The following is a 20,995-nucleotide window of genomic DNA, read 5'->3' as shown; positions in this document are numbered from 1 at the left end:
AGACCACTGGTCAGGTGGGTCGCGACACCGCCGCGAGGAGTTCTGGCGTACGGCGGAAGCCGACCCTGGCGGCCAGCCGCCGCCCGAGCGTCTCCAGCAGCAGCCCGTAGCAGGGCGCGAGCACGGCCGCCCAGGTGAGCCCGAACGCCATCGGCACGACGAACGGCAGCGACAGCACGCTGATCGCCACCATGGCGCCCGCCCCCGAGGCGAACGCGAGCCCGCCCTGTCCGGGGGCGGCGCCGGTGAAGGCGTTCATGCGTTCCGGCACCGTGTACGGCAGCACCACGCTGGTCACCGAGCCGACCCCGAGCCCGGTGCCGAGCACGCCCCACCCGGTGAGCAGGGCGGGCGCGATGGCGGACGGGTGGCCGGTGAACAGGGCGGCGCCGGTGGCGATCACCGCGATCAGCGGCACGGCGATGAGCGCGCTCGCGAGGTGCCGCCCGGCGAGGTCGGTGGCCAGGCCGCGCTCGCCGCCGGACGCGACGGCGTTCATCCAGATCGAGCGGCCGTCGATGCCGAAGGCGTTGACCGACTGCAGGGCGATCATGCCGGCGGCGATCGAGGCCAGCGCGATCGCCGTGCCGGGGCCGCCGGTTCCCCCTCTGGTCAGCGAGAACGCCAGGACGACGGTGATCGCCATCGCGCTGAACCAGCCGACGCGGTAGCGGGGCTCGCGCCTGATGTACTTCAGCTCCTTGGTCACCACGGCGGCCAGCGGCCCGTCGGGCAGGAAGCGGTCGATGAGCCCGCTCTCCCTGCGTACGGTGGCCGCTTTGGCGGAGGCGCCGGGCGTGACCAGGGCCCGGCTGAGCGCCTTGATCCAGAGCACGGCCAGCACCACGGTGAGCAGCGCGACCAGCACCACCTCGGCGAGCGCGAGTAGCCCGCCGTCGGTGATGGCGTGGGCCAGCATGCCGGGCGGCGTCCACCTGAGCGCGCCGGCCAGGCGGTGCAGCAGCGCCGCCGGGTCGGCGAAGCCGCTGTTCAGCAGCAGATTGGGAAGCTGCGCGAGCAGGACGACGAGCAGCGCGGCCACGGCCAGCACGTCGCGCCCGCGTCTGGTGCGCAGCGCGCTGGACAGTGCCGTGGTGATCAGCCGGGACGCCACCACGCAGAGCGCGAACTGCACCAGCACCGCGAGCAGCCCGATCAGCCAGCCGCCCGCGGTCGACGCGAGCCCGACGAGCGCGCCGAGCGTGACGATCAGCAGCGCGGCGGGCCAGACGCCGATCACGGACGCGGTGAACATGCCGACCGCGAGGCGCGGGGTGCGCAGCGGCAGCAGTGCGAGCTTGGCCGGGTCGACCGTGTCGTCCACGCCGAACGCGAGCAGCGGCACGATCATCCAGCCCGCGAGCAGCGCGGCGAAGGCGAGGGTGACGAGGTCGGCGGCGACGTCCTGGGTGGCCAGCCGCAGCAGGCTCATGAGGAAGAAGCCGAGCGCGGCCACGCCTGCCGCGAGGAGCAGCGTGAACACGAAGCCGATCTTGCGCTGCGGGTCGCCGCGCAGGTTTCCGGCCATCAGGCGCAGCTTGAGCTGCGCGAAGAGCGCGACCGTCGCCATGGGTCAGGCTCCCCCTGCCGGGCCCTGCTGCCGGGGATGAGGCTGCGGAGGGCCGGGGTGCGGGGGACCCGGCTGTGGCCGGCCGGGCGGCGGCGGGCCGAACTGCGGAGGACCGTATGGCGCGGGACCCGGCTGCGGAGGACCGGGCTGTGGCGGGCCGGGCGGCACCGGGCGGGAGCCGAGCCAGCTCAGCTTCGCGCCGCCGGCGCCGGGCGCGCCGCCGACGAGGTCGAGGAAGGCCTCGTTGAGACTGCGCCCGCCGCGTACGTCCGCTAACGGGCCCTGCGCCACGATCTGCCCCGCGCTCATCACCGACACCCAGTCGCACAGCCGCTCGACCAGGTCCATCACGTGGCTGGAGAAGACGACGGTGGAGCCGGAGGCGGTGTAGCGGCGCAGCACCTCGGTGAGCGTGTTGGCGCTGACCGGATCGACGCCTTCGAACGGCTCGTCGAGGAAGAGCACCGACGGGTTGTGCAGCAGCGCGGCGGCCAGGCCGATCTTCTTGCGCATGCCGGTGGAGTAGTCGACGACGAGCTTGTCGGCGCTGGAGGTGAGGTCCATCACGTCGAGCAGTTCGGCGGCGCGCTGTTCGACGTCGGCCTTGGGGATGCCGCGCAGGCGGCCGTTGTAGATCAGCAGCTCGCGGCCGGAGAGCCGCTCGAACAGCCGCAGCCCTTCGGGCAGCACGCCGATGCGGGCCTTGACCGCGACGGGGTCGTGCCAGACGGAGTAGCCGTCGATCTCCGCGACGCCGCCGTCGGGGCGCAGCAGCCCGGTGATCATGCTGAGCGTGGTCGTCTTGCCGGCTCCGTTGGGGCCGACGAGGCCGGCGAAACTGCCTCGGGGGATGGTCAGGTTCACACCGGCGACGGCGATCTGCTGCCCGTAGCGCTTGAGCAGGGCGTGCGTGCGTACGGCGTCCGTCATGGCTCCACTCTAGGAGGAGGGGCTAGCCTTGCGCGCATGACCACTGCCGAGCCGATGCCGGAAGAACCGGATATTCACACCACCGCCGGAAAGATCGCTGATCTGGAGTTTCGTCGCGCGGAGGCCGTGCACGCGGGGTCCGCCGCGGCGGTGGAGAAGCAGCACGCCAAGGGCAAGATGACGGCCAGGGAGCGGGTGCTGGCGCTGCTCGACGAGGGCTCGTTCGTCGAGTTCGACGCGTTCGCCAGGCACCGCTCGACCATGTTCGGGCTGGACAAGCGGCGTCCGTACGGCGACGGCGTGATCACCGGGCACGGCACCATCGACGGCCGCCAGGTGTGCGTGTTCTCGCAGGACGTGACGGTCTTCGGCGGCTCGCTCGGCGAGGTGTACGGCGAGAAGATCGTCAAGGTGCTCGACCTGGCGCTCAAGACCGGCTGCCCGATCATCGGCATCAACGAGGGCGGCGGCGCCCGCATCCAGGAGGGCGTAGTCGCGCTCGGCCTGTACGCCGAGATCTTCAAGCGCAACGTGCACGCCTCCGGCGTGATCCCGCAGATCTCGCTCATCATGGGCGCCGCGGCCGGCGGTCACGTCTACTCCCCCGCGCTCACCGACTTCGTGGTGATGGTGGACCAGACCTCGCACATGTTCATCACGGGTCCCGACGTGATCAAGACGGTGACCGGCGAGGAGGTCACGTTTGAGGAGCTGGGCGGGGCGCACACGCACAACACGAAGTCGGGCGTGGCCCACTACCAGGCCGCCGACGAGCAGGACGCGTTCGACTACGTCAGGGCGCTGCTGTCGTACCTGCCGTCCAACAACCTCGACGAGCCGCCCGTCTACGCCGCGGCCGAGGACCTCGACCCGGACCCCGAGCTGGACGAGCTGATCCCCGACTCGGCGAACCAGCCGTACGACATGCACCGGGTGATCGAGCACGTGCTGGACGACGGTGAGTTCCTTGAGGTCCACGCGCAGTTCGCACCGAACATCGTGGTCGGGTACGGCCGGGTGGACGGTCAGCCGGTGGGCGTGGTGGCCAACCAGCCCATGCATTTCGCCGGATGCCTGGATATCAAGGCATCTGAGAAGGCTGCAAGATTTATTCGAACATGTGATGCCTTCAATATCCCAATCTTGACTTTTGTTGATGTCCCGGGTTTCCTCCCCGGCACCGATCAGGAATGGAACGGAATCATCCGCCACGGCGCCAAGCTCCTGTACGCCTACGCCGAGGCGACGGTCCCGCTGATCACCGTGATCACGCGCAAGGCGTACGGCGGCGCGTACGACGTCATGGGCTCCAAGCACCTCGGCGCGGACATCAACCTGGCCTGGCCCACCGCACAGATCGCGGTCATGGGCGCCCAGGGCGCGGTCAACATCCTCTACCGGCGCGAGCTGGCCGCCGCCGACGACCCCGACGCGCACCGGGCCAAGCTCGTCACCGAGTACGAGGACACGCTGGCGAACCCGTACATCGCGGCCGAAAGGGGCTATGTGGACGCGGTGATCCGGCCGTCCGAGACCCGGCCGCAGGTCGTCAAGGCGCTGCGCGCGCTGCGGAACAAGCGGGCCACGCTCCCGCCCAAGAAGCATGGGAACATCCCGCTATGACGCCACATCTGCGTATTGTCCGGGGCGACGCCACGCCCGAGGAGGTGGCCGCGCTCGTGACCGCGCTCGCGGCGCGGCGACGCCCCGCAGCCGAAACGGAGCGCGCTCCATCTTCGCCTCGCCAAACCTGGCGAAACCCCGCCAGAGCTATGCGTAAGCCTGTCGTCCCAGGGAAGTCGGCATGGCGGATGAGCGCACTACCCTAGATAGATCCTGCGAATCGGGTGTCAAGTTCCCCGGGAGTTGGGACTATCTAGAGAAAGTAGGCGTATATAGTCAGCCGATCAACTAACACCGCGGCCTGGAGGACGACATGGCCATCCCAGACCTCATGCCGCATCCTGTGGCAGCCAAGTACGCCGTCCTAGTGGATGTCGGTTATCTGTACGCGGCGGCGGGTGAAGTGCTGCTCGGCGCGAAGGAGCGCAAGGAATATCGGGTGGCCGCCGATGAGCTCATCCAAAGTCTACAGAAACATGCAGAGGAACGTATTTCTGGCGAACTTCTGCGGATCTATTGGTATGACGCAGCTCGTGATCGCGTGCCCACCGTCGACCAACGTGTGATCGCCCAGCTTCCGTGGGTCAAGGTGCGCCTCGGCAACCTGAACGCCCGTGGCCAGCAGAAAGGCGTTGACGCGCAGATCCGGAGCGATCTGGAGGCGCTGGCCAGGCATCATGCGGTCACCGACACGATCCTGCTGGCGGGCGATGAGGACATGGTTCCGGCGGTCGAGGCGGCACAGGCGTACGGCGTGCGCATCCACCTGTGGGGCGTCGAACCGCCGTACGGCACCAACCAGGCGGAGCGCCTGGTGTGGGAGTCCGACACCGTCGAAGTGATCAGTGCAGATTTCCTGAGGCCCTTTTTCAGCCGTGCTCCGCAGCCCGTGCCCGTCACACCACCCAGCACCGCGCCTTCGCCCGCGCAGGTCTTCGCCGGGCGCACGCCCGTCAAGCCGCACGCCAAGCCCGGCCAGGTGGCCAAGCTCGGCCCCAGCCGGCCGCGCGTGGAGGATGTGGGCGAGCACGTCGCACAGAAGTGGATTTTGACGCGTGGCCGCGACAACATCCGCGACCTGCTGCCCGGGCCGATCCTGCCGACCGTGATCGACACCGAGTTGCTGATCGAGGCGGAGAAGGAGCTGGGCCACTCGCTGCGGCCGTACCCGGAGGCGCGGGTGTGGCTGCGTGACGGGTTCTGGGCTCGGGTGTACCGCGAGTTCGACCTGGGGGTGGGCGTCTCGTCGAAGTAGCGGCATGAGGAGCGAAGCCCGGGCCCTGTGACGGCGGCTGTGACCTGGGGTGTCACGGCCTGGTCCGATTTCCGCCAGTCGTCTCCCTTGAGCAGGGCGTACGGTCGGAGACATGGCCCTTCAAGAGCTCGACTTCGACTCCTGCTACCGGGCCGTCTCCGCCAGGGACCCCCGGTTCGACGGCCGTTTCTACACGGCGGTGACGACCACGCGCATCTACTGCCGCCCGATCTGCCCGGCTCGTACGCCGTCGTGGCGGAACGTGCGCTTCTACCGTCACGCGGCCTCGGCCGAGGCGGCCGGGTTCCGGCCGTGCAAGCGCTGCCGGCCCGAGCTGTCGCCCGGCGACCCCGGCTGGGACCTGCGCGGCGACCTGGTCGGGCGCGCGCTGCGGCTCATCGACGACGGCGCCGCCGACGAGCAGGGCGTGGCCGGGCTCGCCAGGCGGCTGCACATCACCGAACGCCACCTGCACCGGCTCTTCGTCGCCGAGCTCGGCGTCGGGCCGCTCGCGGTGGCGCGCACCAAGCGGCTTCTGCTGGCCAAGCAGTTGCTGACGGAGACGTCGCTGCCGATCACGGAGGTGGCGTTCGCGGCCGGGTTCGGCAGCGTGCGGCAGTTCAACGCGACCATGCGGGAGACGTACGGGTTCACGCCCAGCGAGCTCCGCGCCACGGCCGGGCCGCGCGCCGCCGCCATCGCCTCCGCGCCCGCCGCCCAGACCGGCGCCACGCTCAGGTTGCGGCTGCACCGGCGGCATCCGTACGACGCGGACGGCGTCTTCTCATTCCTCGCCGCACGCGCCATACCGGGGCTTGAGGTGGCGGATCGGACGTCGTACCGCAGAGCCGTACCGGGCGGGACGATCACCCTCACCCCGCGCCCCGACCACATCGCGCTGGACGTGGCCGTCGAGGACACCCGGCAGCTCGCCAGGATCGTCGCCCGCTGCCGCCGCCTGCTCGACCTCGACGCCGACCCGCAGGCCATCGCGGACGTCCTCAGCGGCACCTCGCTCGCCCCGCTGGTCGCGGCGCGGCCTGGGCTGCGGGTGCCGGGCACGTTCGACGGGTTCGAGCTGGCCGTGCGCGCGGTCGTGGGGCAGCAGATCTCGGTGGCGGGGGCGCGTACGCTGCTCGGCCGCATCGTGGCCAGGGCCGGCGCGCCCGGCGGCCTCTTCCCCACCCCCGCCCGGCTCCTGGAGGCCGACCTGAGCGGGCTCGGCCTGACGGGCCGCCGCATCGACACCCTTAAGGACCTGGCCGCCCGGCTCGTCGACGGGCGGCTCGACCTGGACGGCGGGCAGGATCCCGCACAGGCCGTGGCGGAGTTGCTGGAGGTGCGCGGCATCGGGCCGTGGACCGCCGGCTACATCGCGCTGCGCGCGCTGCGCGACCCCGACGCGTGGCCCACGGGCGACCTGGTGCTGGTCAAGCGCATGGCCGCCCTGGGCATTCCGAACGATCACATCGAGCGGTGGCGCCCGTGGCGGGCGTACGCCGCGCTGCATCTCTGGAGTTCATCATGATCGCTGCACAGCTCGTACCCTCTCCGGTGGGCCCGCTGGCGCTGCTCGCCCGCGAAGGCGTGCTGGTCGCGGCCGGATTCACCGCCGAGCCCAAGGACATGTTCGCCCGGCTCACGCCCGCTCTGCAGGCGGAGGGCCTGGAGATCGTGGACGACCTCGGGGCACCCGCGGAGGCCGCCCGGGCGTACCTCGCCGGGGAGCTGGACGCGCTGGACGGCGTACAGGTCTGGCAGCCCGGCACGCCCACCCGCAAGCGGCTGCACGCGGCACTGCGGGAGGTCAAGGCCGGGACCACCGTCACGTACGCCGAACTGGCCGAACGCGCGGGCCTGCCGCGCACCGCCGCCCGCGCGGCGGGCTCGGCCTGCGCCCAGAACCTGATCGCGCCGTTCGTACCGTGCCATCGGATTTTGCCCAGCACCGGAGGATATGGCGGATATCTCTACGGCGTTTCGGTAAAAGAATGGCTTCTTGCTCACGAACGTGGAGCTATCGTCGATCGAGCGTAAACGCGAGGTCACTTTCAGTAATGTCACCGGCATGGTGTCATTCGAACATGAGTACCTCCTCGAATTAGTGCGCTCCCGCCCTTCTCTGGTCACCACGCTGATGGCCGAGGTCGGCGTTCACGTACCCGCTTTCGACGAGGCCACGCTGGGCACGTGCGACCTCAGCGATCGCCGGCCCACGGAATATCGGGCCGACGCGGTCGTCATCCTCAAGGCGAAGGGAAAACCGGTACGCGCGGTCATCCTGGAAGTTCAACGAAAACCCGACAAACGTAAGAAGTGGTCCTGGCCGGTCTACATATCGACACTACGGGCAATACGGAAATGCCCTGTCGTACTCCTCGTGTTCTGCGAGGACCGCGCGACCGCCCAGGACTGCGCACTCCCCATCGACATGGGCCACCCCGGCTGGATCCTGAAACCCGTCGTCGCAGGCCCGTCGAACATCCCCAAGATCACGGATATCGACCGAGCGCTCACCGACCCAGAACTCACCGCGCTCTCGACCATCGTGTACGGCAACCCCGACACGCCCGACGGGATGGAGGTACTCAGAACCTTCGCCCATGCCACAGCCAGGCGCCCGAAAGACCAGCCGAGCTATGCTGAGCTGGTATTCATGCTGCTCCCCGAGTTCGACTTCGCCCAACTATTCAAGGAGGCCGGCGTGGTGGTATCCGCCAAGGACGTTATAGACCACCCCTATGTCCGCGAATGGGTAGAACTAGGCAAAACCATGGGCAAAGCTGAAGGCGAGGCCGTCGGCAAGGCCGAAGCCCTCCTCAGCGTACTCCACCAACGCGGAATCGACCTCCCCCACGAAGCCCAACAACGCATCCGCTCCTGCACCAACCAGGACACCCTCGACAACTGGCTCAACAAAGCACTAAAAATCCACAACGCCAACGAACTCTTCGACTAACAACGCCAGGGGCCGGCCGGTGTGCAATCCGGCCATCCCCTGGCGCAGTCAAGTACTACAACTCTCAGAGAGGCCGGCGTGGTGGTATCCGCCAAGGACGTTATCGACCACCCCTATGTCCGCGAATGGGTGGAACTAGGCAAAACCATGGGCAAAGCTGAAGGCGAGGCCGACAATGGCGGGAGCCCGATGGGTCGGCGGGGCCGGCATTCGGCCCGACCTCTGCGGCGGGCCCGGTGGCCGTCATGCGGAGGCGAGGCGGCGGGACTGGAGGCCGGCGGCGCCCGCCACCGTGAGGCCCACGAGGCCGAGCAGGGCGGCCGTCCACGCGGGGGCCGTGTAGCCGAGGCCGGCGTCGATGCTCAGGCCGGCGGCGAAGGAGCCGATCGCGTTCCCCAGGTTGAAGGCGCCGATGTTGGCCGCCGAGGCGAGCGTCGGCGCGCCCGCGGCGGCGTCCAGCACCCGGGTCTGCAGCGGCGGGACGGTCGCGAACGCGGCCACCCCAAACAGCGTGATGGCGATGATGAACGTCACCTGGTCGGCCGCCACGAGCGCGACCGCCACGGCGAGGACCGTGAGCAGGCCGACAGAGCCGTAGATGCTGGGCATGACGGCGCGGTCGGCCATCCTGCCGCCGATCAGGTTGCCGGCCACCAGGCCCACGCCGAACAGCGCCATTACCAGCGGCACTGCGCCGGGCGAGAAGCCGCCCACGCCCGTCATCATCGGGGCGATGAAGGTGATGACGGCGAAGACCGGGGCGAAGCCGAAGACGGTCATCGCCAGCGCCAGCCAGACCCCGCCGGAGCGGAACGTCGCCAGCTCGCGCAGCACTCCCCCGTCGGGGCGCGGGCGGCGCGGCACGAGCGCGAGCACGCCGGCCAGCCCGGCCACACCGATCACCACCACGACCCAGAACGTGGCCCGCCAGCCGTACGACTGACCGATCCACGTGCCGAGCGGCACGCCCAGGACGTTCGCGAGCGTGAGGCCGGTGAACATCAGGGCGATGGCGCTGGCCCGCTTGCGCGGCTCCACCAGGTCGGCGGCCACCACCGAGCCGACGCCGAAGTACGCCCCGTGCGCGAAGGCCGACAGGAACCGGCCGACCATGAGCACCGCGTACGTGGGCGCCAGGGCCGACAGCGCGTTCCCGACGATGAACAGCACCATCAACGACAGCAGCATCGTCTTACGCGACAGCCGCGCGCCGAGCATGGTCAGCGGCGGCCCGCCGACGGCGACGCCCAGCGCGTATCCGGACACGAGCAGCCCGGCGGCCGGGATCGTCACCCCGAAGTCGGACGCCACATCGGGCAGCAGTCCGTTGATGATGAACTCGGTGGTGCCGATGCCAAAGGCGCTGATCGCAAGGGCGAACAGGGCGAGAGGCATACAATACTCCTCAGAAGACGTTAGTGAGCGTGAGCATTATTTGCACACGCCGACTAACTGACAATACAAGCATGTCGAGGAGACTGTCACGTGGCCCTCGCCGATGACGCCGTGGAGGCGCGCGCCCACGGCTGGCGCACGCTCGCGGCGCTGCACGCCAAAATCGAAGAGCGGCTGGAGAAGGCGCTCCAGAAGAACCACGGGCTGAGCGTGAGCGAATACACCGTGCTGGACGTCCTGGCCAGGCAGGACGGCTGGCACATGCGCATGCAGCAGCTCGCCAGGGCCGTGGTGCTCAGCCAGAGCGCCACGACCCGGCTGGTGACACGCTTGGAGAAGCGCGAGCTGCTGCGGCGCTACCTGTGCGAGGACGACCGGCGCGGCATCTACTCCGAGGTGACGCAGGCCGGCTTCGACCTGCTCGGCCAGGCACGCCCCACGCACGACGCGGTGCTGAAGGAGGTGCTCGACGAGGCCGCGGAGCTGCCCGAGCTGGCCCCGCTCGTCGCGGTGATCAGGGCTTGACGTTGCTCTGGATCTCGCCGACCGGGACGTCCCGGCTGGTGCTGACCTCGACGGGGTCGAACTGCACCGGCACCGTGTTGCCCTCCACCTCGACCGGCCACACGGTGGAGACCGTCAGCGTGTACTTCTCGCCCGGCTGATCGATCGACGAGCGCAGGTAGCGCACGCCGCACGAGAACTCGCCGCCCTGGGTGAACGGCTTGCCCGAGGCTCCGCAGCCCGTCTCGGTCACCTCGGCGCGGTCGTCCGACGTGCCGGGGTCGATCTTGATCTCCTTCAGCGTGGCGACGAGGGTCACGCTCATGATGCCGGGGATGGACGCCGTGACGGTGCGGCGCGGCTCGCCGATGCCTTCGAGCCACACCCAGGTGGGCAGGTTGACGTAGCTCTTGGCGTCGGGGCTCAGCTTGATCGTGCCCTTGGGGACGGTCAGCGCGGCCCGCGCGATCTCGGCGAGCTGCTCGACCGTGATGCCCGACGGCGGGGTGGTGTTCGGCGGGACGAAGATGAAGCGTTCGAGGCTCGCCCAGCAGGCCGCGCCGTTGGGGTCGGCCTTGTTGTAGGCGGGCACCCACCACAGCCCCTCCTGGCCCAGCTTGTCCTTGAACGGCTGGATGAACTCGCGGAAGCCGTCCGTGTCCGCCCGCGTCCTGTTGCCGCGCGGGTCGGAGATCTGCCGGAACATGTCCTCGGCGTTCGCGGCCGGCTCGTACCAGCAGGGCCGCTTGATCCGGAAGCCGTCGCCATCGCCGCCCTTGGATCCGGAGATCTTGATGGTGTCCGTGGAGAGGTCGACGAACCGGGTGCGCCCCTGGCCGCCGCCCCGGACGTCCACGTCGGGCTTGGGCGACGGGGCCGGGGACGGCGACTGCAAGCCGGTCACGAGGACGCCCGCCATCAGCGCGGAGATCAGGCTCTTCATCACGTGCACCGCCCTTGCTCCGTTTGGGAGGTCCTGATGCGCCACACCCCGTCGTCGGCGCGGTGCGCGAGCACGGTCTGGAAGTACGGCTTGCGCATCCAGTCGGGCTGACGCGCGATGGGCTTGCCGGTACTGGCGGAGACCACCGTGACGTCCGACTCGTCGACGCACGCGTTGACCTGGGCGCCCTTGCCGTCGAAGACGGCGGCGACCTCCACGTCGTAGAGGCGTGCGGTGCCGCGGATCGTCTCGCCCTGATCGGTGAAGCCGCGGATCCACTGGCTGGTGCTCGCCTGCGCCTCGAACTCCATGTTCTCGCCGTAGCCCGATTTGCCCTCCGCGATGGCCCTGCGGACGCCGACGTAGTAGTCGACCATGACCTTGTGCAGCGGATCCGGCTTCCGCGGCCAGTCGACCCTGATCCGCAGGCCGTCCCCCACTTTGATCGTCTGCGTCCCGGTCGGGACGGACTCCGGGGTCGCCGCGCTCTCAGGTTCCTCCGTCTCCGCTGATCCCGCCGGCTCGGATCGCGGCGGATCGGACTCCGGCTCCGTGGCCGCGGGACTCCGCTCAGGAGCGGGCGGTGCGGCCTCCTGAGGCCGGTACGGGGGATCCGCCGTACCGCACCCGGCCGCAAGCGTTAAGGCGAGCACAATCGCCGTACGTCTCATGCAGATGACTCCCTCACCACATGCATGCGCCACGTGGGCAGCAGCTCTTCGATCAATGCCTCTGTCTCGGGCGCCATCCCGCCGCCGTAGGGGTGGGATGCCGCCCGGCGCGTCAGGCCCTCGACGACGGCGCGCAGGCGCACGATGTCCTCGGTGGCGTGCGTGGCCCGCAGCAGGTCGCGCCAGAGGCTCTCGTCGTCGGGCGCGAGCAGCAGCGCCGCGCGTACGGCGGACACCGCCGCGTCCGGCCGGCCCTGGGCGAGCCGGATCTCACATAGCTGGTGCGCGGCGTCGGCGACGGCGGCCGTGACGTCGTACTCCAGGTCGTCCGCGGCGAGCCAGGCGTAGCCGCCGGGGCGGCGGCCGGCCAGCAGCGGGCCTCTGACCAGGCCGAGCGCCTTCTCCAGCAGCACGGCGCCGGTCGTGGGGTCGCCTTGCGCGCGGCGTACCAGCTCGCGGAACAACGCCCAGTCCGTACGCACCCCGGGCCCCAGGCTGAGCCGCCCGGCGGCGTCGGTGTGCAGATGCTCGGGGCCGAGCCATTCCGCGACCCTGGCGATGGTGGCGTCCCTGACGATGTCCTGCACGCCGCGCGGCCACAGCACACCGCCGAGCACCACCGGATGCACGCCGCCGACGTGCGTGGCCAGATAGACCAGCAGTTCGGCGGCCAGCCCCATGCGGCCCTCCTCCAGCGGAGGCAGGCCGACGACCTCGATGGGGCCGAGTATCCGCACCTCGATCTCGGGCTGCTGGAGCGCGTCCAGCGGCTCAGGCTCACTGACGGGCTCGCCGTCGAGCCGGTCGGCGGTGCGGAACAGGTCGATCAGGGCGCGGTAGTGGCGGCGCGGCAGGAGCTGGGCGTCCACCTCGAAGCCCAGCTCGGCGATCCTCGCCCGGCCGTCGTCGCCGATCTCCAGCGTCCAGGTGGCGTGCGGCACGTCGCCCGCCACCACGTAGCCCGCGGTGTCGCGGCGGGCCAGCAGCGCCAGCCTGCGCGCCTCCTCGTGGGTGGGCGCCACCGCGGACAGCAGGTAGTGGGCGCGGCGCGGGCTGCCGGTGATGCGCCCGGTGAGCACCTCCCTGCGCGGTGCGGCGCCGGCCTCCAGCTCGGGCAGCACCTCGGCGAGGCCGCCGACCGCCCTGATCCGGTCGGGCGCGATCGCGGTCAGCTCCTCGCCGAAGCCGACGAGCGTGATGCGCATGCGGTCGGACCAGCGGTTGGTGGCCAGCTCGACGGCGATGGCGGCGAGCGCGGCGGTGGTCTGCGCGCCGCGCACGTTGATCAGGCCCTGCGCGGCCTCCAGGTCGATGAGCACGCGCCCGCCGCCGTCGGTGCCGATCGACACCAGGCCCGGGTACGGCGCTCCGCCCGCCTGCGCCCTGTCCACCGGATCGGGCAGCAGGCGGCCCTCGTGCGCGGGCAGCCGCCAGACCTGGCCGCCGTCCACGGCCGTCCACGGCGCGGGCGGGTCGGGGTCCGGCGGGTGGATCCACAGGTCGAGGTTGCGGGGCGACAGGTGGGCGCCGTACACGGTGGGCGGGGTGCGGCGGCGCGCGGCCAGCTCGGCGCCCAGCATGCGCAGCCCGACGTCCAGGACACGGGCGCCGGGCGCGTCGCTGCCGATCCTGAGCGCGACCTCGGCCTGCGCGGCGTCGTCGCGCGGGCGGGCGATGCGGCGGCCGAACACCCGCCGCCAGAGCTGCCGGCGGCGCTTGCCCGCGAGCACGAACAGCAGGCCCGCGGCGGCCAGGGACGCGGCGGCGAGGTAGTCGATCAGCTCGCCGTCCTGGCGCTCCTGGATGACCGGCTGCTGCTCCTGCGGGTCGGGGCGCTCCTGCCGCTCCTGACGCTCCTGACGCTGCTCTCCGCGCTGGTCCTGGCGGCCCTGCCGATCCTGCCGGTCCTGGCGCTGCTCCTGGGCGTCGGGCTTGACGTGCTTGCCCCTCGGCACCTCCGCGCGGCCGGGATGCTCGCGCAGCGTCTGCTCGCGCGGCTGGTCGGCGGGGACGATGTGCACGTTGCGCGCGTCATCCGGCATGTCCAGCACCCAGCCCGGCCTGATCAGATCGGCGATCTTCAGCCGGGAGCCGTCGGGCTGCACCTTCGACTCATTGAGCCGGTAGATCTCGTGGTAGCGGCGGCCGTCGCCCAGGCACTTCTCGGCGATCTCCCACAGGCTCTCGTGGTGGCGGCCGTGCGGGGGCTGCACCACGTACACCTTCTTGGTCTTGGGGGCCTCCAGCGTCTGCTCGACCAGCGGCGCCGAGTACGCGACCGCCGTCACCGGCGGCGCGGCCGGCGTGGGCGCCAGCTTGGCCAGCGGCGCCACCATCGCGCCCGCCGTGAACAGCAGCAGCGCGGCGGAGACGAGCTTGTTGGCGATGAACTGGGTGCCGCCGGAGAGCGGGACCCTGGCGGGCATGCCGACCCTGCGGACCCCGGCGTACACCTCGACGATCACGCACACGAAGAGCTGGAACCAGGCCAGCCAGACCAGCAGCACCAGCACCGCGATGATCGTGCTCGGGCCGACGCTGCCGGTCAGCACCTCGAGGTCGAGCAGCTCGGGCCTGATCGGCGGCCCGACGAAGGTGAGCAGCGCGTACGGCACGCCGCCCACCAGCCCCACCAGCACGACCAGCGCGGCGAGGCCGGTCAGCACGTCACCGGCGCTGCGCCTGCCCCTGGCGCGCGCGGTTGCGCGGGCCGGGACACGCCGTCCGTGGTGACGCGCAGGCTCTCGCGTCGGCATCGCCTCTCCTTTCCCCGGGTTCAGGGTCGTGCCTGTGCCGTCCCCGCATCCATCGACCGGCGGGTTTCGGTCTATCTCGCTTCGGCTATCTCGCTTCGGGTGCGGCGCTGGCCTCGCCGGTCATCTCGGCGCCGGAGAAGCCGATCGCGCCGAGGAAGAACGCCTCCCACCGGACCGACACGGTGACCGTCACCTGTGCCTGGCCATCGACCGTGCACTCGCCGAAGCGGACGTCGCCGCCGCCCTGCGCCGCGGTGATCTCCTCGGCCCGCGCGCACACCTGGTCCTCGCCGAGCAGCCGGGTCTCGCCGGTCTGCCTGAGGTGATCGACGTCGAGCTGGTCGGCGGCGGCCCGCGCGGCCTGCTCGGCCACGTCGGCGGCGCGCAGCCGGGCGTTGATCGCCGAGCCGCCGTCCACCAGCAGCCCGGCCAGCAGGAACACGACGACGGAGAACAGCACGGTGAACACCGACATCGAGCCGCGCTCTCCCCGCTTCACTCGATCCTCCTGAACTGCTCCAGGGGCACCACGGCCGTGCCCGTGAGCTGCTTGGTGCCGCCGAAGCCGAGAAAGGCGAGATCCAGCTCGCACGTCACCTCGGCCTGGACGTGCCCGCCCTGCTCCCACTGCGAGCCGTCGAGCGAGACGGCGGAGGATCGGCAGCGGTCGTCGAGCACGCCGGCGAGGATCGCCTCGGCGGCGGATTCCGCGTCGTCGAACGTGCGCTGCACGGACGCGGCCCTGGCGGCGTCGCGCGCCGCCCCGTTGACCCGGCCCTGCGCCTCGACCAGCACTCCGGCGCCGGCCAGGAACATGAGGAACAGCAAGAAGACCGGGGCCAGCATGACGGTCTCCACCGCCATCGAGCCGCGCTCCGCGTTCCCGGCCCGGACGGCGGTCATTGGCAGTCCTCGCCGCCGTTGTCGGGACGGAAGCACTCCACGGGACCCCCCGAGGTGGCGGTGATCGTGAAGGCCAGCTCCGGCAGCAGCGGGATCACCTGGACGGCGCTGCCGGTCACGGTGACGAACCGCTCGTCGGGCTCCTTCTCGGACGCCGTGGCCGTGGCCTCGCGCAGCAGGCTGGGCCCGACCGTACGGACGATCTCGGTGGCCTTGCCGGTGGCCGCGCCCTCCCAGCCGCCGGAGTCGAACGGCGCGGACCTGGCCACGCGGGCTCCCTCCCTGGCCGCCGCCTCGGCCACCTGCCGGGCGTGGAACCAGAGGGCGACCTGCACGATGAGCAGCACGGTCGCGAGGATGATCGGCATGAGCATGGCCAGCTCGATCACCGTCGCGCCGCGCTCATCGCGTCGCGGCCGGGCTCTCACGGGGCGTTGTCACCTCCGTTGCCGCCACCACCGCCGAAGCTCTGCTCGATCTGGGCCTGCTGGTTCTCGACCAGCGTCTTGATCAAGGTGGCCAGGCCGAGCGCGACGCCGGCGATGATGGCTGTGATGATCACCCATTCGACGGCGGACGCGCCGCGGGTGGGCGCGGTACGGGCGCGATGGACGCGTACGCCGAGGTACGCGGTGAGATAGACGATCCACGGATGGTGGCGCATCAGACCCCCAACATCTTCATAGCGGCGGGAAAACTGAGAAAGATCACGAAACCTGCGCAGAGCAGGAGCTGGGCCACGAGCATCGATTGCGAGCGCTCGCCCGCCCGGCCCTCGATCTCGGCCAGCTCGCGGCGGCGCAGCGTGGCGGCCCTGGCCGTGAGCGAGGCGCGCACCTTGGCGCCGTCGTCGGCGACCAGGCCGAGCGCCGCCGACAGGTCGCGCAGCTCGTCGACGTTGATCTCCTCGCCGAGCTGGCCGAGCGCCTGCCACGGGGTGATGCCGACGATGCGCGCGCCGCTGAGGGCGTCGCGGATGCGGGCCATCGCCCAGTTGGGCTGCTCGCCGCTGACCGAGACGGCCATCATCAGCGCCTCGGGAACGCCCCGGCCGCCGGCCAGGTTCATGGAGACGAGGTCGAGGAACGCTCCGACGACGTGGCGGAAGTCGCGCCGCTTGGCCGCCGCGTCCCGCTTGACCTGTAGGTCCGGCAGGAAGAAGAAGACCGCGGCCACCAGCAGCGCGGCCCAGAACGGGATGGCGAGCGAGGTGCCCCACTCCATCAGCACGAGCCAGGCCAGCAGCAGCGGGAACGCGAGCAGGCCACTGGCCGCGAGCAGCGCCTTGGTGGCGAGGAACGCCTCCCACGAGCGGCCGAGCAGCGCCAGGTCGGCCTTGACCGACCTGACCTCCCAGCCGCGCGCGGCGTACAGGGCGGCCAGCCGGGCGCCGAGCCCGCGCCGGAACGCGCTGACCTGCTCATCGGGCAGCACGAGCTGGATGCGCGGGCCGCCGGACTCCTCGCGTACGGCGTCCAGCGCGAGCAGCCGCGCCACCAGGCCGGGCCGGGCCGGGAAGAGCGCCCTGAACAGCACGAACAGGCCAAGCCCGAGCACCGCTCCGGCGAGCGCGCCCTCAACCACGGCCACCTCCTCCTCCTGGGGCTCCGGCCGGCGCCGCCGCTGAGGGGGCCGCCGGGGCGCCGTTCTGCCGGCCCGCCTGCGCGCCGCCCATCAGCAGGCGGGTGGGCTTGTCGAACCTGGCCAGCCGCCGCATCCACGCGAACCCGGCGCCGAACAGCAGGGCCACGACCACCAGGACGGCCTGGCCGAGGAAGCTCCGGTACTCGGCGACGTAGTCGGGGTTGAACAGCACGAGCAGCCCGGCGAAGACGAGCGCGGTGATCACCACGATCTGCACGCTGCGCCGGGTGGAGCGGCGCTCGGCCTCGACGCGGCGGCGCATGTCGAGCTCCTCGCGGGCCGAGACGGCCAGCGCGCTGAGCACGTCGCGCAGGCCGGGGCCGCGCAGCTTGGAGTTGAGGATGAGTGCGGCCACGACGAGGTCGGCCGAGGGGTCGTCGAGGTCGTCGGCGAAGCGGGCGAGCGCCTCAGGCAGCGCCATCCTCGTGTGCAGCCGGTCGATCAGGGCGCGCAGCGGCGCCCTGAGCGAGGGCGCGGCGGCCCTGATGGACGACGGGATGGCCTGTTCGAGTCCGGCGGCGCCGGCGATGGTGTCGCGCAGCGACTCGGTCCAGGCGGCCAGCCCTTCGAGGCGGCGCATGGCGGCGCGCTCCTCGGCGGCGCCGCCGGCCAGGCCGCGCCAGGCGAAGACGAGCAGCACCGTGCCGACGGCGGCGACCGGCCACTGGGTGACGACCAGGACGAGCGCGGCGGCGACGGCGGCCACGGCGGCGCGGGTGGTCAGCATCTTGACCACGTGGCGCTTGGGCTGGGACGGGCGCGGGCGCATCCCGTACAGGGCGACGATGAACAGGAACACACCGCCGCCCACCACGGCGCCGGCGAGCAGCGCCAGCGGGTCGATCGTGAAGGGCATGCTCACCAGCCCCCCGGGTGGTAGCCGTGCGCCATCAGCTCCTCCAGGCAGGACACCGGGGCGTGCGGGACGGCGCTGCCGTCCGGTCCCGGCACGAAGACCTCGCTGGACAGCACGCGCCCGTCGCAGCCGTTGACCTCGCGGATGCTGGAGACGTAGCGGCGCAGCTTGCCGCCGCGGTGGTAGTCGTTGCGCTTTTCGATGAAGACCACGAAGTCGATGGCTCCCGCGATGAGCATGTGGGTCGCGTCGATCGGCAGGCGCTCCGATGCCTGCAGCGCGTACGTGGCGATGCGGTTGAAGACCTCCATGCTGGAGTTCGCGTGGATGGTCGACAGGGAGCCGTCGTTGCCCTGGGTCATCGCGTTGAGCATGGTGACGATCTCGTCGCCGAGCACCTCGCCGACGATGACGCGGCTGGGGTTCATGCGCAGCGAACGGCGTACCAGCTCGGCCATGGAGATCTCGCCCTGGCCCTCGGAGTTGGGCAGGCGCTGCTCGAAGGCGACGACGTTGGGATGCAGCTCGGGGAACTGGTCGAGGCCGAGCTCCAGGGCGCGCTCGACGGTGATGAGGCGCTCGTTCGGCGGGATCTCGTTGGCCAGGGCGCGCAGCAGCGTGGTCTTTCCGGCGTTCGTGGAGCCGGCGATCATGATGTTCTTGCGGGCGGCGACGGCCGCCGAGAGGAACCGCCCCACGTCCGGGCTCAAGGTGCCGTTGCCGACGAGGTCGGACAGGAAGACCTTGCCGAGGCGGGCGCGGCGGATCGAGATCGCGGGCCTGACCGTGACGTCCATGACCGCGCTGAGCCGGGAGCCGTCGGGCAGCCGCAGGTCGAGCTGGGGGTTGGCGGTGTCGAACGGCCGGCTCGACAGCCCCGAGTACGCCGCCAGGATCTGGATCAGCTCGATGAGCTCCTCGTCGGAGTCGGCGACCGGGTCGTGCATCAGCTCCTGGCCGTCGGCGTAGCTGACGAAGACCTTGTCGCAGCCGTTGATGTCGATGTTCTCGACCTGGGGGTCGTCGAGCAGCGGCTGGAGCCTGCCCACGCCGAACAGCGCGGCGTGGATGCCGGCCGCGAGCGCCTCTTCCTCCTCCACGGTGGGCGGGGTGCGGCCGGACCCGATCTCGTTGCGGGCGTGCTCCTCCAGCACCTGCGAGATGAGCGCCCTGGCGAACTGGCGCTCGTCCTCGCCGGTCATCGGGGGCAGCCCGTTGGCCTGGTCGAGCCGGCGCTGGTGTGCCAGGCGGTCGCCGACCTCCTGGCGGAAGCGCTTGACGAGCGAGTGATCGATCATCGGTGGCTCACCAGCCTCGCTGCGAGGTCGCGGGCCGTACGGATGAGGAGCGAGCGGTCGAGGCGCCCGCCCCACTGGCCGCGCAGCAGCTCGGCGCCCTTGGGGTCGTGGGCGAGGCCGTGCACGAACTGGACGGTGGGGCCGACGATCCTGCGGACGTCCTCGATCGAGCCGCGGTAGTTGCGCGGGTCGGCGATCACGACGACGCCGTGCGCCTTGGTGATCTGCAGCCGCTCGCGCAGGTGGGCGACGTGGTCGAGGGTGGCCCTGGTGAACAGCACGACCTGCTCGGCCTCGGCCATGAGGTCGCCGATCTGCGGGTGCGCGCCCAGGCGGCCGCAGTCGGCGATGACGTCGGCGCCGGGTATGGCGGCCAGCGCCCTGCCGAGCGGTCCCCACAGCCAGGTGAGCCCGGCCGCCTGCTCGCCGTGGCCGAGCCCGACCAGCACGTCGAGACCGCCGACGATCTTCTGGGTGTGCTGCTGGATCTGCGCCGCCTCGAGCCCGCGCCGTGCGGTGGCGCCCAGGCTGAGCAGCCCCTTGGCAGGGTTGAGCACGCCGCCGTCGGCGGCGGGCAGCCGGTAGGCGAGGTCGCCGCCCGCGGGGTCGCATTCGGCCAGCAGCACCGGGCGCGGCCACACCGCCGCCAGTGCCGTGGCGGCGGTGGTCACCCCCGGCGCGCCCTTGTCGGCGGCCAGTACGATCAGCCCCACGTCAGCGCGCTCCCGGAAGCTCGGCCACCGCGACCTCGCCCGCGGAGGCGGCCGCCACGATCTCCGGCGCTGCCGCGGCGTCGACGACCACGGTGATCTGGCCTGAGCCCGAGTTCTTCGCCCGCTCGCCGGCTTCGAAGACGAGGGCGTTCGCGGCGAGCACGCGGCTTTCTCCCTGGCTCGACCGGCTCGGTACGAAAATGACCTGCACGCGATCGCCTTCCTTTACGCCGGCCGGCATTTGTCCGGCCTTGAGCGACAATCCGACGGTCGCTTTTCCTTCACCGAGCTCGCTGCTCGTACGTACGCCCATCTGATTGGTCAGCAGCGTGCCCGGCAGGATCGTCACGGTGGCGAAGCTGTCGAGCACCTGCTCGCGCTGCGACCACGCGACGAAGTCGATGCCGGTGTCGGCGATCTTCACTTCTTCCAACGCGTCCCTGGTGAATTTCTGGCCCGCGCCTATCTGCTGCGTGACGCGGATGGCGGACACCCGGTTTCCGCTGTTGAGCACGAGCATGGTCGTGGCCAGCGCCCCGCCCAGGATGAGCAGGACGGCCAGCGCGGCGAGCGCCGGCTTGCGTTCCCTGGGTGGTACGGGGAGCTTGCGCGAGGCCGGGCCGGACAACCCCGCCGCGTTCGCGGCAGGCTTTTCACTGGTCCTCATGGGTGGGGGGCTCCCGGAGTGATCTGCGGAATTCACGCCATTATGTGGGGAACCCTCCGGCGGAGGTGGCGGAATTCGGTGACCCATGCTTCTTTCGCAGGTTACTCGGTGTCAAGCCGAATTCATCGATGCCACTTGTTTCTATCGAGTTGACGAATCTCGAAATTTCCGGCAAGCGGCCTCGGTAGTCACACGCGTCACATCATGCACAGCTATTTCGAGAATGCGCCGCGGCGCTTTCCCGCCCGCCATGCCATTCCCGTCAACAGGCGCACCCGGCGACGTTCCGGACGCTACTTTGGGCGGCC

The 20,995-nt window shown here is 70.9% G+C and carries 22 protein-coding genes; 7 read left to right on the top strand and 15 right to left on the bottom strand.

Annotated features, from left to right (window positions below; genetic code table 11):
* Window positions 1–10 precede the first annotated feature (10 nt).
* Both ACFMQL_RS19035 and ACFMQL_RS19030 read right to left on the bottom strand, forming a co-directional pair.
* The gene (locus ACFMQL_RS19035; RefSeq protein ID WP_364059982.1) at window positions 11–1,570 is read right to left on the bottom strand and encodes a hypothetical protein; all 1,560 of its coding nucleotides are present in this window, start codon (window positions 1,568–1,570) and stop codon (window positions 11–13) included.
* Window positions 1,571–1,573: 3 nt separating this feature from the next.
* On the bottom strand, window positions 1,574–2,500 hold the full coding sequence (locus tag ACFMQL_RS19030; protein ID WP_378786289.1) for an ABC transporter ATP-binding protein: 927 nt from the start codon (window positions 2,498–2,500) through the stop codon (window positions 1,574–1,576).
* A gap of 36 nt (window positions 2,501–2,536) precedes the next feature.
* Between ACFMQL_RS19030 and ACFMQL_RS19025 the strand changes: the two genes are divergently transcribed.
* From ACFMQL_RS19025 to ACFMQL_RS19000, 6 genes are all read left to right on the top strand, one after another.
* Window positions 2,537–4,123, top strand: a complete 1,587-nt coding sequence (locus ACFMQL_RS19025) for an acyl-CoA carboxylase subunit beta (RefSeq protein WP_378786287.1) — start codon at window positions 2,537–2,539, stop codon at window positions 4,121–4,123.
* Window positions 4,120–4,329, top strand: a complete 210-nt coding sequence (locus ACFMQL_RS19020) for an acyl-CoA carboxylase subunit epsilon (protein ID WP_364059973.1) — start codon at window positions 4,120–4,122, stop codon at window positions 4,327–4,329. The genes ACFMQL_RS19025 and ACFMQL_RS19020 overlap by 4 nt, the downstream gene beginning before the upstream one ends.
* Before the next feature lie 107 nt (window positions 4,330–4,436).
* The gene (locus ACFMQL_RS19015; protein ID WP_364059970.1) at window positions 4,437–5,378 is read left to right on the top strand and encodes an NYN domain-containing protein; all 942 of its coding nucleotides are present in this window, start codon (window positions 4,437–4,439) and stop codon (window positions 5,376–5,378) included.
* A gap of 112 nt (window positions 5,379–5,490) precedes the next feature.
* Window positions 5,491–6,906, top strand: a complete 1,416-nt coding sequence (locus ACFMQL_RS19010; RefSeq protein ID WP_378786285.1) for an AlkA N-terminal domain-containing protein — start codon at window positions 5,491–5,493, stop codon at window positions 6,904–6,906.
* The gene (locus ACFMQL_RS19005) at window positions 6,864–7,415 is read left to right on the top strand and encodes a methylated-DNA--[protein]-cysteine S-methyltransferase (RefSeq protein ID WP_364059964.1); all 552 of its coding nucleotides are present in this window, start codon (window positions 6,864–6,866) and stop codon (window positions 7,413–7,415) included. Before ACFMQL_RS19010 ends, ACFMQL_RS19005 begins: the two co-directional genes overlap by 43 nt.
* Window positions 7,378–8,337: a hypothetical protein gene (locus ACFMQL_RS19000; protein WP_364059961.1), complete on the top strand. Its 960-nt coding sequence runs from the start codon at window positions 7,378–7,380 to the stop codon at window positions 8,335–8,337. Before ACFMQL_RS19005 ends, ACFMQL_RS19000 begins: the two co-directional genes overlap by 38 nt.
* Before the next feature lie 243 nt (window positions 8,338–8,580).
* On the opposite strand, the gene ACFMQL_RS18995 is transcribed toward ACFMQL_RS19000, so the two are convergent.
* Complete coding sequence (locus ACFMQL_RS18995; protein ID WP_364059958.1) at window positions 8,581–9,732, bottom strand: MFS transporter; 1,152 nt, start codon at window positions 9,730–9,732, stop codon at window positions 8,581–8,583.
* A 90-nt stretch (window positions 9,733–9,822) separates the two neighbouring features.
* On the opposite strand from ACFMQL_RS18995, the gene ACFMQL_RS18990 reads away from it, so the two are divergent.
* Window positions 9,823–10,257 (top strand): MarR family transcriptional regulator, encoded by a 435-nt coding sequence (locus ACFMQL_RS18990; protein WP_364059955.1) that lies wholly within the window; start codon window positions 9,823–9,825, stop codon window positions 10,255–10,257.
* On the opposite strand, the gene ACFMQL_RS18985 is transcribed toward ACFMQL_RS18990, so the two are convergent.
* The 12 genes from ACFMQL_RS18985 to ACFMQL_RS18930 all read right to left on the bottom strand — a co-directional run bounded on the left by ACFMQL_RS18985 (window position 10,247) and on the right by ACFMQL_RS18930 (window position 20,648).
* Window positions 10,247–11,179 (bottom strand): hypothetical protein, encoded by a 933-nt coding sequence (locus ACFMQL_RS18985; protein ID WP_378790178.1) that lies wholly within the window; start codon window positions 11,177–11,179, stop codon window positions 10,247–10,249. The two genes, ACFMQL_RS18990 and ACFMQL_RS18985, sit on opposite strands and share 11 nt — an antisense overlap.
* Window positions 11,179–11,619, bottom strand: coding sequence for a hypothetical protein (locus ACFMQL_RS18980; RefSeq protein WP_364059952.1), 441 nt, complete (start codon window positions 11,617–11,619; stop codon window positions 11,179–11,181). Before ACFMQL_RS18980 ends, ACFMQL_RS18985 begins: the two co-directional genes overlap by 1 nt.
* Window positions 11,620–11,846: 227 nt before the next feature.
* On the bottom strand, window positions 11,847–14,606 hold the full coding sequence (locus ACFMQL_RS18975; protein WP_378786282.1) for a BTAD domain-containing putative transcriptional regulator: 2,760 nt from the start codon (window positions 14,604–14,606) through the stop codon (window positions 11,847–11,849).
* Window positions 14,607–14,691: 85 nt separating this feature from the next.
* A complete protein-coding gene (locus tag ACFMQL_RS18970; RefSeq protein ID WP_378786280.1) occupies window positions 14,692–15,105 on the bottom strand; it encodes a pilus assembly protein TadG-related protein in 414 nt (137 codons plus the stop codon).
* Window positions 15,102–15,509, bottom strand: coding sequence for a TadE/TadG family type IV pilus assembly protein (locus ACFMQL_RS18965; protein ID WP_364059943.1), 408 nt, complete (start codon window positions 15,507–15,509; stop codon window positions 15,102–15,104). The genes ACFMQL_RS18970 and ACFMQL_RS18965 overlap by 4 nt, the downstream gene beginning before the upstream one ends.
* On the bottom strand, window positions 15,506–15,937 hold the full coding sequence (locus ACFMQL_RS18960) for a TadE family protein (RefSeq protein WP_364059940.1): 432 nt from the start codon (window positions 15,935–15,937) through the stop codon (window positions 15,506–15,508). The genes ACFMQL_RS18965 and ACFMQL_RS18960 overlap by 4 nt, the downstream gene beginning before the upstream one ends.
* Window positions 15,934–16,173 carry a hypothetical protein gene (locus ACFMQL_RS18955; protein ID WP_364059937.1) on the bottom strand — a complete coding sequence of 80 codons (240 nt, stop codon included), beginning with the start codon at window positions 16,171–16,173 and terminating at the stop codon, window positions 15,934–15,936. Before ACFMQL_RS18955 ends, ACFMQL_RS18960 begins: the two co-directional genes overlap by 4 nt.
* Complete coding sequence (locus ACFMQL_RS18950; protein WP_364059934.1) at window positions 16,173–17,099, bottom strand: type II secretion system protein; 927 nt, start codon at window positions 17,097–17,099, stop codon at window positions 16,173–16,175. Before ACFMQL_RS18950 ends, ACFMQL_RS18955 begins: the two co-directional genes overlap by 1 nt.
* The gene (locus ACFMQL_RS18945; RefSeq protein ID WP_378786278.1) at window positions 17,086–18,009 is read right to left on the bottom strand and encodes a type II secretion system F family protein; all 924 of its coding nucleotides are present in this window, start codon (window positions 18,007–18,009) and stop codon (window positions 17,086–17,088) included. Before ACFMQL_RS18945 ends, ACFMQL_RS18950 begins: the two co-directional genes overlap by 14 nt.
* Window positions 18,010–18,011: 2 nt before the next feature.
* Complete coding sequence (locus ACFMQL_RS18940; RefSeq protein WP_364059929.1) at window positions 18,012–19,307, bottom strand: ATPase, T2SS/T4P/T4SS family; 1,296 nt, start codon at window positions 19,305–19,307, stop codon at window positions 18,012–18,014.
* Window positions 19,304–20,020: a hypothetical protein gene (locus ACFMQL_RS18935; RefSeq protein WP_364059926.1), complete on the bottom strand. Its 717-nt coding sequence runs from the start codon at window positions 20,018–20,020 to the stop codon at window positions 19,304–19,306. The genes ACFMQL_RS18940 and ACFMQL_RS18935 overlap by 4 nt, the downstream gene beginning before the upstream one ends.
* 1 nt (window position 20,021) lies before the next feature.
* Window positions 20,022–20,648, bottom strand: a complete 627-nt coding sequence (locus ACFMQL_RS18930) for a hypothetical protein (RefSeq protein WP_364059923.1) — start codon at window positions 20,646–20,648, stop codon at window positions 20,022–20,024.
* Between the last annotated feature and the right edge of the window lie 347 nt (window positions 20,649–20,995).

It is taken from the genome of Nonomuraea fastidiosa (genome assembly GCF_042751225.1).
Classification (GTDB): domain Bacteria; phylum Actinomycetota; class Actinomycetes; order Streptosporangiales; family Streptosporangiaceae; genus Nonomuraea; species Nonomuraea fastidiosa.
This window is presented reverse-complemented; position numbering and strand designations above follow the sequence as displayed.

What these genes read in the sequence shown, in the direction of transcription:
- ACFMQL_RS19035 (WP_364059982.1), bottom strand. Translation starts at nt 1,570, where the DNA reads ATGGCGACGGTCGCGCTCTTCGCGCAGCTCAAGCTGCGCCTGATGGCC.
- ACFMQL_RS19030 (WP_378786289.1), bottom strand. Translation starts at nt 2,500, where the DNA reads ATGACGGACGCCGTACGCACGCACGCCCTGCTCAAGCGCTACGGGCAG.
- ACFMQL_RS19025 (WP_378786287.1), top strand. Translation starts at nt 2,537, where the DNA reads ATGACCACTGCCGAGCCGATGCCGGAAGAACCGGATATTCACACCACC.
- ACFMQL_RS19020 (WP_364059973.1), top strand. Translation starts at nt 4,120, where the DNA reads ATGACGCCACATCTGCGTATTGTCCGGGGCGACGCCACGCCCGAGGAG.
- ACFMQL_RS19015 (WP_364059970.1), top strand. Translation starts at nt 4,437, where the DNA reads ATGGCCATCCCAGACCTCATGCCGCATCCTGTGGCAGCCAAGTACGCC.
- ACFMQL_RS19010 (WP_378786285.1), top strand. Translation starts at nt 5,491, where the DNA reads ATGGCCCTTCAAGAGCTCGACTTCGACTCCTGCTACCGGGCCGTCTCC.
- ACFMQL_RS18995 (WP_364059958.1), bottom strand. Translation starts at nt 9,732, where the DNA reads ATGCCTCTCGCCCTGTTCGCCCTTGCGATCAGCGCCTTTGGCATCGGC.
- ACFMQL_RS18985 (WP_378790178.1), bottom strand. Translation starts at nt 11,179, where the DNA reads ATGAAGAGCCTGATCTCCGCGCTGATGGCGGGCGTCCTCGTGACCGGC.
- ACFMQL_RS18975 (WP_378786282.1), bottom strand. Translation starts at nt 14,606, where the DNA reads ATGCCGACGCGAGAGCCTGCGCGTCACCACGGACGGCGTGTCCCGGCC.
- ACFMQL_RS18965 (WP_364059943.1), bottom strand. Translation starts at nt 15,509, where the DNA reads ATGACCGCCGTCCGGGCCGGGAACGCGGAGCGCGGCTCGATGGCGGTG.
- ACFMQL_RS18955 (WP_364059937.1), bottom strand. Translation starts at nt 16,173, where the DNA reads ATGCGCCACCATCCGTGGATCGTCTATCTCACCGCGTACCTCGGCGTA.
- ACFMQL_RS18945 (WP_378786278.1), bottom strand. Translation starts at nt 18,009, where the DNA reads ATGCCCTTCACGATCGACCCGCTGGCGCTGCTCGCCGGCGCCGTGGTG.
- ACFMQL_RS18940 (WP_364059929.1), bottom strand. Translation starts at nt 19,307, where the DNA reads ATGATCGATCACTCGCTCGTCAAGCGCTTCCGCCAGGAGGTCGGCGAC.